This is a genomic window from Duganella sp. P38, assembly GCF_050859475.1.
GTDB lineage: Bacteria > Pseudomonadota > Gammaproteobacteria > Burkholderiales > Burkholderiaceae_D > Rugamonas.
Map to the genome: position 1 here is coordinate 4823989 of NZ_CP193936.1, position 13662 is coordinate 4837650.

Annotated in this window: 13 protein-coding genes; 5 read left to right on the forward strand and 8 right to left on the reverse strand. The window is 65.6% G+C overall.

Annotated elements, in window-relative coordinates; genetic code table 11:
- Position 1 precedes the first annotated feature (1 nt).
- From htpX to ACRQ5J_RS22475, 3 genes are all read right to left on the reverse strand, one after another.
- Complete coding sequence (gene htpX / locus ACRQ5J_RS22465) at positions 2 to 886, reverse strand: protease HtpX (RefSeq protein WP_432379941.1); 885 nt, start codon at positions 884 to 886, stop codon at positions 2 to 4.
- A 191-nt stretch (positions 887 to 1077) separates the two neighbouring features.
- Positions 1078 to 1917 carry a 3',5'-nucleoside bisphosphate phosphatase gene (locus ACRQ5J_RS22470; protein WP_432379943.1) on the reverse strand — a complete coding sequence of 280 codons (840 nt, stop codon included), beginning with the start codon at positions 1915 to 1917 and terminating at the stop codon, positions 1078 to 1080.
- Positions 1918 to 1975: 58 nt separating this feature from the next.
- Complete coding sequence (locus ACRQ5J_RS22475; protein ID WP_432379945.1) at positions 1976 to 2812, reverse strand: alpha/beta fold hydrolase; 837 nt, start codon at positions 2810 to 2812, stop codon at positions 1976 to 1978.
- A gap of 135 nt (positions 2813 to 2947) precedes the next feature.
- Between ACRQ5J_RS22475 and ACRQ5J_RS22480 the strand changes: the two genes are divergently transcribed.
- Entirely contained in the window at positions 2948 to 3472 is a 525-nt protein-coding gene (locus ACRQ5J_RS22480; protein WP_432379947.1) for a gamma carbonic anhydrase family protein, read from the forward strand.
- A 4-nt stretch (positions 3473 to 3476) separates the two neighbouring features.
- Entirely contained in the window at positions 3477 to 4427 is a 951-nt protein-coding gene (hslO, locus tag ACRQ5J_RS22485) for an Hsp33 family molecular chaperone HslO (protein ID WP_432379949.1), read from the forward strand.
- A 79-nt stretch (positions 4428 to 4506) separates the two neighbouring features.
- Here the strand turns inward: hslO and ACRQ5J_RS22490 are convergent, their stop codons facing one another.
- Together ACRQ5J_RS22490 and ACRQ5J_RS22495 are read right to left on the reverse strand one after the other, a co-directional pair.
- Positions 4507 to 5472, reverse strand: coding sequence for a bile acid:sodium symporter family protein (locus ACRQ5J_RS22490; protein WP_432379951.1), 966 nt, complete (start codon positions 5470 to 5472; stop codon positions 4507 to 4509).
- Complete coding sequence (locus ACRQ5J_RS22495; protein ID WP_432379952.1) at positions 5472 to 5783, reverse strand: hypothetical protein; 312 nt, start codon at positions 5781 to 5783, stop codon at positions 5472 to 5474. The genes ACRQ5J_RS22490 and ACRQ5J_RS22495 overlap by 1 nt, the downstream gene beginning before the upstream one ends.
- A 113-nt stretch (positions 5784 to 5896) precedes the next feature.
- Here ACRQ5J_RS22495 and ACRQ5J_RS22500 point away from each other — a divergent pair, with 113 nt between their 5' ends.
- Both ACRQ5J_RS22500 and ACRQ5J_RS22505 read left to right on the forward strand, forming a co-directional pair.
- Positions 5897 to 8278: a TonB-dependent receptor gene (locus tag ACRQ5J_RS22500; protein WP_432379954.1), complete on the forward strand. Its 2382-nt coding sequence runs from the start codon at positions 5897 to 5899 to the stop codon at positions 8276 to 8278.
- Positions 8278 to 9459 carry a glycerophosphodiester phosphodiesterase gene (locus tag ACRQ5J_RS22505; RefSeq protein WP_432379956.1) on the forward strand — a complete coding sequence of 394 codons (1182 nt, stop codon included), beginning with the start codon at positions 8278 to 8280 and terminating at the stop codon, positions 9457 to 9459. The genes ACRQ5J_RS22500 and ACRQ5J_RS22505 overlap by 1 nt, the downstream gene beginning before the upstream one ends.
- Here ACRQ5J_RS22505 and ACRQ5J_RS22510 read toward each other — a convergent pair.
- Positions 9456 to 10841, reverse strand: coding sequence for an ATP-binding protein (locus ACRQ5J_RS22510; protein ID WP_432379958.1), 1386 nt, complete (start codon positions 10839 to 10841; stop codon positions 9456 to 9458). The genes ACRQ5J_RS22505 and ACRQ5J_RS22510 overlap by 4 nt on opposite strands.
- Positions 10838 to 11530 (reverse strand): response regulator, encoded by a 693-nt coding sequence (locus tag ACRQ5J_RS22515; RefSeq protein ID WP_432379960.1) that lies wholly within the window; start codon positions 11528 to 11530, stop codon positions 10838 to 10840. Before ACRQ5J_RS22515 ends, ACRQ5J_RS22510 begins: the two co-directional genes overlap by 4 nt.
- A gap of 159 nt (positions 11531 to 11689) precedes the next feature.
- On the opposite strand from ACRQ5J_RS22515, the gene ACRQ5J_RS22520 reads away from it, so the two are divergent.
- A complete protein-coding gene (locus ACRQ5J_RS22520; protein ID WP_432379962.1) occupies positions 11690 to 12469 on the forward strand; it encodes a MipA/OmpV family protein in 780 nt (259 codons plus the stop codon).
- Here ACRQ5J_RS22520 and ACRQ5J_RS22525 read toward each other — a convergent pair.
- Complete coding sequence (locus tag ACRQ5J_RS22525; protein WP_432379964.1) at positions 12463 to 13656, reverse strand: hemin-degrading factor; 1194 nt, start codon at positions 13654 to 13656, stop codon at positions 12463 to 12465. The two genes, ACRQ5J_RS22520 and ACRQ5J_RS22525, sit on opposite strands and share 7 nt — an antisense overlap.
- Positions 13657 to 13662: the final 6 nt, after the last annotated feature.

Below are 13662 nucleotides of genomic sequence, written 5' to 3' on the forward strand. Positions count from 1 at the left end.
CTTACGATTGTACGCTACGCAGCGCGGCGATGCGCTCCTCGAACGGCGGGTGGGTCGAGAACAGCGCGCCCCAGCCGCCACGGCCGCTGCTGATGCCCGACGCCGCGAACGACTGCGGCAAGCTGCCCGGCTCGACGCCGTTCAGGCGCGCCAGCGCGTGCTGCATCGGCACGGTGCTGCCCAGCAGCCGGGCCGAGCCGGCGTCGGCGCGGAATTCGCGCTGGCGCGAGAACCAGGCCACGATCAGCGAGGCCACCAGGCCGAACACGATTTCGCAGACGAACACGGTCACCATATAGCCGATGCCCGGGCCGCGGCGCTCCTCGTTGCCCTTGTTAAGCATATTGTCGACGAAGAAGCCGACGATACGCGCCAGGAACACCACGAAGGTATTGGTCACGCCCTGGATCAGGGTCATGGTCACCATGTCGCCGTTGGCGATGTGCGCGACCTCGTGGCCCAGCACGGCTTCGACCTCGTCGCGGTTCATGCTTTCCAGCAGGCCGGTCGAGACGGCGACCAGCGCCGAGTTCTTGAAGGCGCCGGTGGCGAACGCGTTCGGGTCGCCAGGGTAGACCGCCACTTCGGGCATGCCGATGCCGGCGCGCTCGGACAGCGTGCGCACGGTGTTGACCAGCCACAGCTCGGTGGAATTGGAGGGATTGTCGATCACGCGCGCGCCGGTCGACCACTTGGCCATCGGCTTGGAGATCAGCAGCGAGAAGATGGCGCCGGTGAAACCGACCACCAGCGAAAACGCCAGCAGGCTGCCCAGTTGCAGCTCGCTGCCCGAGCCCGGACGGCCGATGCCCAGCAGCGACAGGACGATGGACAGCACCAGCATCACGGCCAGGTTGGTGGCGATAAACAGGACTATGCGTTTCATGTAAGGGTCTCCAGTACGGGCAACAGCCCACGATGATAAGGTAAGACCGGCTTAACGCAAAATCAAGATGCAACTCAGCGGTAATTATCCAGCCATTTCACCATCCGAGCCCGCCGTCGCTCCCGCGCGGGCAGCAGCCGATACACGGCGTAACGACCAAGGCAGTGCGCCATGCCGGCGCAAACCCGCGACTAAAACCAGTCGTGCCAGACTGGCGTCACATTGGCCGGCAGCGGCGGCAGCGCGGCAAAATCGACGCGCGACTCGCCCGGCGCGTGGAAGTCGGTGCCGCGCGAGGCCAGGAAACCGTAGTAGTTTGCCAATTGCGCATACTGCGGATATTGATCCGGCGTATGGCTGCCGGTCACCACCTCGATGGCGGCGCCGCCCAGCTGCTTGAATTCGCTGAACAGCTCGCCCTGCGCCAGCGGCGTGAAGCGATAGCGGCCCGGATGGGCGATGACGGCGATGCCGCCGGCGTCGCGTATCCAGCCGACCGCCTGCGCCAAGGTCGCCCAGCAATGCGGCACGTAGCCCGGCTTGCCTTCGGACAGATACTTCTTGAATACCTCGCCCGTGTTGGCGCAGGCGCCGATTTCCACCAGGTAGCGGGCGAAATGGGTGCGCGACATCAGGTCCGGGTTACCGACGTATTTCAGCGCGCCCTCGTAGGCGCCGCCGATGCCGATCGTTTCGAGCTGCCTGGCGATCTCGCGGCCACGGCTGTCGCGGCCGGAGCGGGTGCTGGCCAGGCCGTCGACCAGCGCCTGGTTGTTCTCATCGATGCGCAAGCCGACGATGTGGACCGTCTCGTTGGCCCAGGTAATCGAAATCTCGACACCGGTCACAAAGCGCATGCCCTGCTGCTCGGCGGCGGCGCGCGCGGCCGGGATGCCGCTGACCTCATCGTGGTCGGTCAGCGCCCAGACGTCGACGCCGGCCTTGCGGGCGGTGGCCGCCACGGCGGCAGGAGCGAGGACGCCATCGGAGACGTTGGAATGGCAATGCAGATCGACTTTCATATCAGGCATTGTACATGGTTAGCCGGCGAGGAATTCCTCGATCATCCGCGCCAGCGCTTGAGGCTGATCATGGTGCAACATGTGGCCGGCGTCGTCGACCATTTTGCGGGTGACGTCGCGCAGGTGGCCGAGGCGGCGCTCCAGTTCGACGCGGCCGGCCGGCTTGGCGCCCATCCAGTCCCACATATTGGTCTGGTCGGCCTCCACCCACAGCACCGGCGCGGTGATCGCCTGCCAGCAGGCCATGACGTCGTCGACGTGATACGGCAGCGGGCCGGCCTGCTTGTGCACCGGGTCGCCGAGGATTTCCCATGCGCCGGCCTCGTTCTGCGCCGACCAGTGCTGCGCCAGGAAGGCGGCCTTGTCGTCGCTCAGGCGCGGGTTGGTTTTGCAGCCGCGCGGCGACCGCAGCCTGGGTCGGATAGCTGCGCATCTCGGGCTGTTCCAGCAGGCTGTCCAGCCATTTGGCGTAGCGGCCCGGCGTCTGCTCCGGCTTGGCGCCCTTGAGGCCGGCGCCTTCGAGGTTGATCAGCTTGCGGATGCGCTCCGGCCGCGCGCCGGCGTACAGGCCGACGATGTTGCCGCCCATGCTGTGCCCCAGCAGATACACCGCCTGATCCGGCGAGTAGTGGCGCAGGATGGCGTCGAGGTCGGCCAGGTAGTCGGGGAACCAATAAGTGTCCAGCCCGCTGCGCTGCGACAGGCCGAAGCCGCGCCAGTCCGGGGCGATCACGTGCCAGTCGCCTTCCAGCGCGTCCACCACGAACTGGAACGAGGCGCCCACGTCCATCCAGCCGTGCAGCATGAACAGCTTGGGCGCGCCCTCCCGGCCCCAGTGGCGCACGTGGCAGCGCAGGCCGCGAATGGTCAGGAATTCGGAACGGGAAGGTGTGTGGGTCGTCATCTCTGTCTGCCTTGAAAATACGGGGGCCAGCGCCATATCGGAAACTTGCTAGCGTGAAGCAAAATAATAGCACGACCGTTCGCTAGACGCGCAAGCGTAAAATAGCGCCATCCCACCGACCACAACCAGGTTCCCATGTCACTATACCAACTGGGCGATCACACGCCCGAGATTGCCGCATCGTCATTTGTTGCCGATTCTGCCACTGTGATTGGCAAGGTCAGCCTGCACGAGCATAGCTCGGTGTGGTTCGGCGCCACGCTGCGCGGCGACAACGAGCGTATCACCATCGGCGCAAACAGCAACGTTCAGGAAGGCACGGTAATGCACACGGACATCGGCTACCCGCTCACCGTGGGCCGCAACGTGACCATCGGCCACCAGGCCATGCTGCACGGCTGCACCATCGGCGACGGCTCGCTGGTCGGCATCCAGGCAGTGATCCTGAATGGCGCGACAATCGGCAATGGCTGCCTGGTCGGCGCCGGCGCGCTGGTCACCGAGGGCAAGAGCTTTCCCGACCATTCGCTGATCATCGGCGCGCCGGCCAAGGTGGCGCGCCAGCTGACGCCGGAGGAAGTGGCCGCCCTGCAAGGCAGCGCCGATAGCTATGTCAAACGCGCCCAACTGTTCAAGACGCAACTCAAAAAGATTGGATAAAACAATGAGCACCACCACCCAGGACACCCTGCAAAAATTCATCTTCGACAATGCCGCCGTGCGCGGCGAGCTGATCGACATCTCTGCCACCTGGCGCGAAGTGCAGGCCCGTCACGACTACCCTGCCCCGGTCAAAAAACTGCTGGGCCAGATGACGGCAGCCGCCGCGCTGCTGTCGGCCAACCTGAAGTTCAACGGCTCGATCGTCATGCAAATCCATGGCGATGGCCCGGTGAGCCTGCTGGTGGTCGAATGCGACGCGGAACTGCGCCTGCGCGCCACCGCCAAGCTCAGCGCCGGCGCCAGCGTGGCCGACGACGCCACGCTGACCACGCTGCTGAACGCGCACGGCAAGGGCCGCTTCGTGATCACCCTCGATCCGCTGGAAAAAGTGCCGGGCCAGCAGCCGTACCAGGGCATCGTGCCGCTGGATGGCGACGACGTCAGCACCGTCATCGAAAACTACATGCTGCGCTCGGAACAGCTCGATACCAAGCTGTGGCTGGCGGCCGATGACAATGTCTCGCGCGGCCTGCTGCTGCAAAAGCTGCCTTACCACGGCGGCAAGGCGGAAGCCACGCCAGTGAGCGAGGAGGAGGCGCTGGAAACGTGGAACCGCGCGGTCATCCTCGGCTCGACGCTGAAGGAGCAGGAGTTGCTGGAAACCGGCATCGATGTGCTGATCCAGCGTTTGTTCTGGGAAGAGACGATCCGCGTGTTCGATCCGCTGCATCCGCAATTCCATTGCAGCTGCACGCGTGAGAAGGTCGGCAATATGCTGAAGATGCTGGGCCGCGAGGAGGTGGAGAGCGTGATCGCCGAGCAAGGACAGGTGGCGGTGAATTGCGATTTCTGCGGCAAGCACTACGAGTATGACAAGGTCGATTGCGCGCAGTTATTCGCCAGCGCCGATCCGGTCGCGACGCTGATCCCGGCCGGCGAGGCCAAGCACTAAGCATGGGTTCCCGCCTTCGCGGGAACGACGGGCCTGCGCCGCCGCAAGGCCGTCGTCCCCGCGCAGGCGGGGACCCAATTTACTCCGCCTCCCTCGCATAGCGCTGCGCCAGCACCGCACACACCATCAACTGCAGCTGGTGAAACAGCATCAACGGCAACACCACAGCCCCCAGCGCGCCGCCGGCAAACAGAATCTTGGCCATCGGCACGCCGCTAGCCAGACTCTTCTTGGACCCGCAAAACACAATCGCAATCCTGTCCTCGCGATTGAAACCCAGCCGCCGCGCCGCCTGCGCGCTGATCGCCATCACCAGCCCCAGCAGCAGCGCGCTGATGAACAGCAGCCCGGCCAGCGTGCTCCACGACACCTGATGCCACAGCCCCTCCCCCACCGATTCACTGAACGCGGTGTACACCACCAGCAGAATCGAACCCTGATCAACCATGCGCGTCAACGGCTTGTGTTGTTCCACCCAGGCGCCGATCCAGCGCCGCGCGACCTGGCCGGCGATAAACGGCAGCAACAGCTGCAGCGCGATCTGCCCGGCCGATTCCAGCGGCGAGCCGCCCGACATCTGCGCGCTGGTCAGCAAGCCCACCAGCACCGGCGTGATAAAAATGCCGAACAGATTGGACGCCGAGGCGCTGCAAATGGCGGCCGGCACATTGCCGCGCGCCGCCGCCGTGAAGGCGATCGACGACTGCACGGTCGACGGCAGCATGCACAGGAACAGGATGCCGAGGTACAGGTCCGGCGTCACCAGCGGCGTCAGCAACGGCTTCAATGCCAGCCCCAGCAGCGGGAACAGCGCGAACGTGCACAGCAACACCAGCAGGTGCAAACGCCAGTGCGTCACGCCGGCGATCACCGCCTCGCGCGACAGCTTGGCGCCGTGCAGGAAGAACAGCAGCGACACCGCCACATGGGTGATGTTGTTAAAGATCACGGCGCCCTGGCCGTGGCAGGGAAACACGCTGGCGGCCGCCACGGTGGCGATCATGGCCAGCGTAAAGTTATCCGGCAAAAAACGGGGACGCTTCATTATTGAGGACACTTCACTTCCAGCACATCGATGGCGCCGACGGTCTTGGCGGAGGTGGCGCTGCGCACCAGGTCGACGCGCTCCAGGCAATTCTTGCGGATCAAGCGTGGGTAGGTGCGGGTGCAGGCGATGACCGCCTCGACGCCGCTGCCGGCGTTGCAATAAAAGCCCTCGGCCTGCATGCGCACCAGCGCCTGCTCCATCGGCATGCCGGGCTGCACCGTCTGGGTGACGAAGTGGCCCAGCTTCGATTGATCGATTGAGCAGGCTGCCAACACCAGTGGCAAGGCTGCCAATAAAAATCTGCGCATCTTAGCGATCTCCTTATTTCCAGCCAGCAGTGTAACGCATGTGCGCGTCATGATCCGGTAACACTCTCCACCTATGATGCCCAGCGTTATTCATCCACCAACCTGAGCAAAACATGAACAAGAAACTGTCCGTTGTCCGCTTCGCCGCCCTGAGTATCCCGATGCTGGCCATGGCCGCCAACGTCGCCGCCGCCGTCGCCGACATGGCCGACGCCCCAGCCGCCGAAGCCGTCACGGAGGCGGCCGCCGCCGCGCCGATCGCCACCGTCGAAGTGGCCACGCGCAAGACCCGTTCCTCGGTAGAGCTGGGGAAGAACGAAATGCAGAAGATCCTGCCCGGCGTCAATCCGCTGAAGGCGCTGCACACGCTGCCCGGCGTCAGCTTCCAGACCGCCGACCCGTGGGGCAATAACGAGCAAAACCTGTCGCTGTTCATCCACGGCTTCAGCGGCCAGCAGCTGGGCTACACGATGGACGGCGTGCCGCTGGGCGACCAGCAGTACGGCAACTACAACGGCCTGTCGCCGCAGCGCGCCGTCATCAGCGAAAACGTCGGCCGCGTGATCCTGTCGTCGGGCGCCGGCGACCTGGCCACCGCCTCCACCAGCAACCTCGGCGGCACCATCGAGACCTTCTCCAGCAACCCGCTGCCGAACGCCAACTTCTCGGCGCAGCAGACCGTGGGCAGCTACAAGACCTCGCGCACCTTCCTGCGCTACGACACCGGCAACTTCGGCGACGGCAACAGCGCCTATATCTCGGCCTCGCACCATGAGCAGAAAGCCTGGGACTTCAACGGCCGCCAGGGCGGCGACCAGGTCAACGCCAAGTTCATCAACAACAGCAGCCTGGGCAAGCTGACGCTGTACGTCGCCTACTCGGACAAGATCGAGCCGAACGAAGACAGCACCGTGCGCTCTTCCAGCGAGAAATACCAGCCGTACACCCGTCCATTCATGTACCCGAATTTCCAGCAGGCGCTGAACTACCTGTCGCCGACCGGCGCCACGCCGGCGGCCGAGGGCAACAACTACCGCAACTACTACAGCGACGCCCAGCGCACCGACTACCTGACCTACGCCAAGTTCGACATGAACCTCGGCGAGTCCACCACCTGGTCGAATCAGGTCTACTACCACAACGACGACGGCGTCGGCGTGGTGGCCGGCCCGATCGGCGTGGCCGGCCTGCCGGCGCTGTTCGCGGTCTACTTCCCGGGCCAGAACCTGAAGCAGGTATTCGGCAACTCCGGCTACGCCACCCGCACCACCGAATACGAAATCAACCGCAGCGGCTGGCTGTCGACCGTGAAGACCGAGCTGGGCGACCACAATCTGCAAGCCGGCCTGTGGTTCGAGCACAACCGCTCGTCGGCCTATCGCCGCTGGTACGCGCTGGACGTCAACAATCCAAGCTCGCCGTACGACCGCCCGAGCAACCCGCTGATCACGCAGTACGGCAGCGAGATCGACAACAAGGTGGTGCAGCTGCACCTGCAGGACGAGTGGCGCATCCGCCCGGACATGGCGCTGCAAGCGGGCTTCAAGTCCAGTCTGCAATTTGCCGACGGCCAGTTCCCGGTGCAGCCGAAGAACGGCGCCATCGCCAACTCGACCGCCCTGCCGGTCGGCAAGATCGACACCAAGAAATGGTTCCTGCCGCAGATCGGCGGCCGCTGGGACATCACGCCGCAAGACCAGGCCTTCTTCAACATCCAGAAGAACATGCGCCAGTTCGTCACCTACGGCGGCGGCGGCGCCTCGCCGTGGAGCTTGTCGAGCCAGGGCGCGTTCGACCTGTTCAAGTCCACCGCCAAGCCGGAAACCTCGGTCACGTATGAGGCCGGCCTGCGCACCAGCCACCAGTTGAACGGCGGCGTGCTGACCGGCTTTGACGGCCAGGTCAACGTCTACCACGTCAACTTCAAGGACCGCCTGCTGCAGATCAGCCCGACCTCGGTGATCTCGTCGATTATCGGCGGCAACCTGGCGGTGCTGACCAACGTCGGCAGCGTCAAGACCAACGGCATCGACTTCTCCGGCACGCTGCACTTCGGCCGCACCTTCTCGCTGTACAACGCGCTGTCGTACAACCAGTCGAAATACGACGACAACTACATGAACGGCAACGCCGTGGTGCCGACCGCAGGCAAGAAAGTGCCGGGCAGCCCGGAGTGGATGGACAAATTCGTCGCCACGCTGAACCTGGCCGACACCGAATTCCAGCTCGGCGGCGACTACGTCGGCAAGCGTTACGCCACCTACACCAACGACCTGCAAGTGAAGAGCTACTTCCTGATGAACCTGGGCGTCTCGGGCAAGCTGCCGTTCCTCAACGGCGGCTGGGTCAAGAACGCGCGCTACCGCCTCAACGTCACCAACCTGGCCGACCGCAAGGGCGACCTCAACGTGGTGGTCGGCGCCGCCAGCGGCACGTACAATACCTTCCCGATTGCACCTCGTCAGGGCTTCCTGACTTTGATGGCGGACTTCTGATGACTAAACTTTATTTACCGCAGCGCCTGTCGCGCCGCGGCTTCATCCAGACGGCGGCAACGGCCGCGGCGGCGGCCGGTTCCTCGCTGCTGCTGCCGGCTGCGGCCTTCGCCGCAGCGCCGGTGGCCGGCGACCAATCCGGCCTGCCGGGCGTCGCCCCGGTGGGCGCCGGCGCCGGCCGGCCGCTGGTATTCGGCCACCGCGGCGCCAGCGCGCTGCGTCCCGAGCACACGCTGGCCGCGTATGCGAAAGCGATTGCCGACGGCGCCGACTACGTCGAGCCCGACCTGGTCAGCACCAAGGACGGCGTGCTGGTCGCGCGCCACGAAGCCTTCCTCAGCGAAACCACCGACGTCGGCAGCCGCAAGGAATTCGCCGGCCGCAAGGTGCGCAAAACCATCGACGGCGAAACCCACGATGGCTGGTTCGTCGACGACTTCACGCTGGCCGAGCTGAAAACGCTGCGCGCCGTCGAGCGCATCCCGCAATACCGTCCGGGCAGCGCGCAGTACAACGGCATGTTCCAGGTGGTAACGTTTGAAGAAATGATCGACTTCGTCGCGGCCGAAGCGGCCGCGCGCGGGCGCATCATCGGCATCGTGCCGGAGCTCAAGCACTCGACCTACTTCGCCAGCGTCGGCCTGCCGCTGGAAGACCGCTTCCTGTCGATCCTGGCGGCGCACGACTACACGCGCCGCAATCCGGTGGAAATCCAATCGTTCGAAGTGGCCAACCTGAAATACCTGCGCGGCAAACTGGGCCGGCGCGCCAACCTGCGCCTGATGCAGCTGGTCATCGGCGAGAACGTCCGGCCGATGGACGTGGCGGCCGCCGGCGGCACGCTGACCTTCGCGCAAATGTGCACGCCAGGCGGCCTGCGCGACATCGCCCAGTATGCCGATGTCGTGGCGCCGCCGACCCGCTCGATCATCCCGCTGAACAAGGACGGCACGCTGGCCGCGCCGTCCTCGCTGGTCGAGGACGCGCACAAGGCCGGCCTGCGCGTGGAACCATGGACCTTCCGCCCGGAAAACCAGTTCCTCGCCGCCGACTTCCGTAACGGCGCGCTGACGGCGCGCAACGAGGCCGGCGCCATCGCTGAAATGAAGCGCTACATCGCCACCGGCATCGACGGCTTCTTCACCGACGACCCGGCGCTCGGCCGCGCCGCCCTCGGCTAGGCGCGCGGCAGCCGGACGGTGGCCAGCAGGCCACCGCCGGCGGCCTCGCCCAGCGCGATGCGTCCGTGGTGGCTGGCCGCCACGGACGCCGCAATCGCCAGTCCCAGGCCGCTGCCGCTCTGCGTTTGCCGCGGATCGCGGAAGAAGCGGTCGAACACCCGTTTGCGCAACTCCGGCGCAATGCCCGGCCCCTGATCGCGCACCGACAGCAGCACCTCGGCGCCGACGGCGGCCAGGCTCACCTGTACCATGCCGCCCGGCGGACTGTACTTGATGGCGTTTTCCACCAGATTGTCGATCAGCGACACCAGGCTTTCGCTGTGCCCCTGAATGTGCACCGGCTCGGCCGCCACCATTTCCAGCTCGACGCCGCTGCGCGAGGCCAGCATCGACAGCACCGCCAGCCGGTCTTGCAGCAGGACATCCAGCGCCAGCCCGACGTGCGGCGCGCTGTCCGGCGCGTCGCTGCGCATCAATTGCAGCAACTGGCCGACCAGCCGGCCGGCGCGGTTGCCGCTGTTCAGGATGCCGTTCAGCAGTTCGCGCTGCACCGGGTTGCCGGTCTGCCGCTGCAAGGCTTCCGCGTGCACGCGCATGGCCGCCAGCGGCGTGCGTAACTCGTGCGCGGCGTCGGCGATGAAGCTGCGCTCCCGCTGCGCGCTGTGGCTGACGCGCAGCAGCAAGGCGTTGACGCTGTCGACCATGGCCGACAATTCGCGGTGCGGCGTTTTCGAGGTCAGCGGCGTCAGGTCGGACGGGCCGCGCGACGCCACCTCCTGCGCCACCTGGCGCCATGGCCGCATCGCCAGCCGGATCGACAGCCAGGCCGGCAGCGGCAGCAGCGGCAGGCTGACCAGCAAAGGCAGCAGATAGTAGCCGCGCGAGTTAATCGTCAGGAACAGGTTGATGACATCGACCGGCACGGCAAACATGGCCGTGGTGCCGGTCCGCGGCGAGCGATAGGTGCGCGCCCGGAAGCGCTTGCCATTGATGTGCAGCGTCTCCATGTCGACGCCGGGATTGCCTTGCAGGCCGGGCGGCGCGCCGGCGGTCTGGTAGACCAGTTTTCCGCCCTGCCACACCAGCAGCAGCGGACCGATCTCCGCCAGATCGCTTTCCTCGAACTGCTCGCGCAGGGCGGCGTCGATGGCGCGCAGCGTGGCGTGCTGGCGCGGCTGGCCGGCGAGGTTGTCGGCCACCTGAATCACCGCTTCGGAGGTTTTATGGGCGTTCAGCAGCGAGCTGCTGTCGCCGCCGTTGTGGGTGATGACGGCAATCACGCCGCCCCACATCAGCAGCACCAGCAGCACCTGCGCCACCATCAGGCGACGCACCAGGGTGGGCTCGGCGATCATGCGCCAGCACCGGCGCAGCCACGTCATGCGTGGCCTCCGGGCGCCTGCAAGTCGATCACGTAGCCAACGCCGCGTACCGTGCGGATGTAGCCTTCGCCGATCTTGCGGCGCAGATTGGCCATGTGCACGTCCAGCGAATTGCTGGCGTTGGTCTGGCTGCCGGGCAGCGTCTGTTCTTCCAGCAGGCGGCGCGTCAGCACGCGGTCGGCGCGCATCATCAGCATCTTCAGCAGCGCGTATTCGCTGGCGGTCAGTTCCACCGCGCGGCCGGCCACGCTGACACGGCGGGTCGGCGCGTGCAAGGCGAGGCCGCGCACTTCGATGGTTTCGCCGTCGAAGCCGTAGCTGCGCCGGGCCAGCGCGCGCACGCGGGACAGCAGTTCCGCCAGCACAAACGGCTTCACCAGGTAATCGTCGGCGCCGCCATCGAGGCCGCTCAGGCGCTCGCTGACCGAATCGCGGGCGCTGAGGATCAGCACCGGCAGGCCGGCGCCGTCGGCTTGCGTGCGGCTGCGGCGCAGTTTGGTCAGCAGTTGCAGGCCGTCGCCATCCGGCAGGCCCAGGTCCAGCAGCACCAGGTCGCAATTGTCGCGTTCCAGGCTGCGCGTAGCGTCTTCCAGCGTCCGCACCCAGACCACGTCCATGCCCTGCTCGGTCAGGGCGATGCGCACGCCGTTGCCCAGATCAAGGTCGTCTTCTATCAACAGGATTTTCATGGCCGATATTAGAGCACGGCAACCTGAAGATCAGCTAAAGAATGGCGGCTTCATGTTTCCTTCATAAAAGGCTCAGTTTGTCTTCATGGCAGGTGCCGATACTGCTCGCAGTTGCCCGGGCCGTGGTGGCGCCGGAACTCCTCTGAAATGGAAGTCATGATGAAAAACCTGTCTCGCCTCATTCCCCTCGCCTGTCTGCTGAGCGCCCCGGCGCTGGCCGCCGATGCCGATAGCCAGTTCCTGGTCGGCGGCGGCATCGCCGGCGGCAGCCGCTACGCCGGCTCCGGTCACAATATGGTGGCGCCGGTCGTCGTGCTCGATTACACCCACTCAAGCGGCTTCTTCGCCAGCAGCTTGCGCGGCCTCGGCTACGGAGCGCAGATCGGGCCGTTCAACTACAGCGCGGCACTGGGCTATCGCGGCGAGCGCCGCGAGGAAAATGAAAAATCGCTGTTCGGCAACAATGGCAGCGAGGAGCTGAAAGGCATGGGCGATATCAAGGGCAACGCCAGCGCCTTGCTCAGCCTGGGCTACAAGCCCTTGTCCATGCTGGAATTCAATGTGCGCGCCGACGTTCCGCTGTCGCAGCGCGACAATGGCAAGACCGTGCACGGCGGCGTGTCCGCGCAGTTGATGGCCAGCGACACCGACGCGCTATCGGTCGGCGTCTCGGCCGGCTTTGCCGACGCCAAATACGCGCAGACCTACCACGGCGTGAACGCCCGGCAAGCGGCCCGTTCGCGCTTCAAGGCCTACACGCCGAAATCCGGCCTGTACGAAGCCAACCTCATGCTGACGTGGCAGCACAGACTGGCTTCGCAATGGAGCATGACCACCATGCTGGGCGCCAACCACTTGCTGGGCGACGCCGCCGACAGCCCGCTGACCAAGCGTAAAACCAGCCCCGCCGCCGCCGTCTACGTCACTTACGCCTACTGAGCCGGCTGCACGCTGGCCTGACGTGGCGCGCCGGCCTTCGGCAGCGCGGCGGTGAGGTCGATCCAGGCTTGCGGCACCGGTTTTTCGCGGCTGCGCACGCCGAAGAAGCTGACCACTTCGCGGCCGTCCTTGTCGTAGAATTCGACGTTGACCACGCCGGCACGCTTGACTACGTAGCCGCTGACGAAGCTGGTGTCGCGCAGGTGCAGATTGAATTCCGGGTCCAGCACGTTGAAGTAGCCGCCGGTTTCCTGCACCTTGTTGATCTTGCCGCTGAAGATCTGGATCGTTGCGTCATTGCCGAGGAAGGCCATGATCTCAACCTGCTGCCTGGCCGCCTGCTCCAGCAGCTGGCGCACCGCCAGCGGTTCGATCCGCTGCACCTTGTCGGCCGGGCCCAGGCGCAGGCCCTGCTCGCGCGTCACGCCAAACTCGCCCAGCAGGCGGTTGAACTGGTGCACGTCATTGATCTCGTTCCACGCCAGCTGGAATTCCTTGACGTCCACCGCGCTGTCCGGCTTCGGCGCCGGCCTGGCCGGGGCCGTGGCCACTTTCAGGTCGGCGCTCTGCACCGGGTTGCGGAAGTCGGCGACGATTTTGTCGAACACCGGTACGCCGGCGTCGCTCTTGACGTAGACCTTGTGCGCGGCGTGACCGTACTGGTCGAAGAATTGCAGGCTGCGCGAAAGCACGCCGTCCTTGCCCGGCTGTACCACGGCAAACGCGTAGGTCCAGTTCTTGAACGTGAAGCGCAGGTCGATTTCGCCGCCGAGGTAGCCGCCGGCGATGTTGCGCATGCGCGCTTCGCGTTCCTTTTCCTTGTCCGCGTCGAGGCCGGTCACAGGTTCCTGCGGCTTCATTTTGGTGGCGACGCCGGTGCGCTCCAGCACGCCGTTCTCATTGCGCGTCATGGCCATGACCTTGCCGAGGTCGAGCGCGCGGCGCATGATTTCACGCGGCACGTTCTCGCCTTCCTGCAGGCGGGTGACGGTTTTGCCGATGCCGTTGGCGGCCAGCAGCTCCGCTTCCGATACGTTCAGCCTGGCGGCGGCGTCGCGCAGCGCCAGGCGCGGTTCGGCCGCGCGCAGCGCTTCGTAGCGCTCGGTCAGGCTGGCTGCACCCGCCGGCAGGGACGAGATCAGCATGGCGCCTGCCAGCGCCAGGATAAATCGTTGGTGGGGTTTCATCGCTTG